We start from the raw sequence: 1,063 nt of genomic DNA, 5'->3' as shown, positions 1-1,063 counted from the left end.
CTGTACATCGTCGATGCTCAGACGTCGTAGCTGGTACATCGATCGATGCTCAGCGTACGTAGCTGTACATCGTCAGGTGTTCATCTGGTATCGTATAGACGGCGATCCATTCCTTAGGCACAACTTTGTTGTCTACCCACATCATCAACTGCTCAAACCTTCTTCACCGTTGTTCCACGGGCCAACGAGATGGAAACCTGCAACGGTACAGTTTATCTTCCTGCTTAATCTCGTAGTTCATGACGCCTCCACATACACTGTTTTTTTGTACAGTGTATTTTGCAATGTAAATACCACAAGGAATGAGTGTTGATTATGCGAGCAGACTCGCACTCCTGCCAGTCGGCGCTAAATAAAGGTCAGGATTTATGGTGGAAATAATCGCTCAATCTGGAAAACATACCGCCTTCACCGACAGACTCCAGGGTAACCAATGGCCAATGCGCAACCAATTTATCGCGGTCGTACAGCTCAATTTCCCCTACCCGCTTGTGAGCAGCAATTGGCGCAGTTAGTTCTTTACCATCAAGGGTATATTTTGCTTTGATATTAGGGATCTCCGCTTTCGGCAGCACCATCCAGAACTCTTGTTCCGTTCCCAGTGCGATGTTTTCTTTATCACCATACCAGATGCGTTCCGTACCGACCTTTTTCCCACGGTGCAAAATTTGCACCGTAGTAAAGTTTTGCTGCCCCCAACGCAGTAATTTTCTAGCCTCTTCTTCGCGAGCTTTTGCGCTGTCGGCCCCCATTACCACTGCAATGAGACGGCGTTGCCCATCCACCGCCGAAGCAATGAGATTAAACCCGGCCCCGGATGTATGCCCGGTTTTCAGGCCGTCAACGTTCATGGTTTTATCCCACAATAGCCCGTTTCGGTTTTGCTGGGTGATGCCGTTCCAGGTAAGGCTTTTTTCGCTGTACATATGGTAAAACTCAGGTTCGCCGTGGATGATGGCGCGAGAAAGCACGGCTAAATCATAGGCTGAGCTATGCTGGCCCGGCGCATCCAGAACCGTGAACCGTTTCAAAATGGGTATCCTGTAAATGCAACTTTTCAGCG

General features: G+C 48.9%; 2 pseudogenes. Both read right to left on the bottom strand.

The features are described from left to right. Positions 1-79: 79 nt before the first annotated feature. Positions 80-241 (bottom strand): annotated as a pseudogene (locus tag CRI63_RS23585) (DNA gyrase inhibitor); the annotation flags it as partial. Positions 242-359: 118 nt separating this feature from the next. Further along, positions 360-1,063 (bottom strand): annotated as a pseudogene (locus CRI63_RS23580) (serine-type D-Ala-D-Ala carboxypeptidase DacD); the annotation flags it as partial.

The sequence above is a fragment of the Escherichia sp. E2661 genome (assembly GCF_004745185.1).
Lineage (GTDB): Bacteria > Pseudomonadota > Gammaproteobacteria > Enterobacterales > Enterobacteriaceae > Escherichia.
This window is presented reverse-complemented; position numbering and strand designations above follow the sequence as displayed.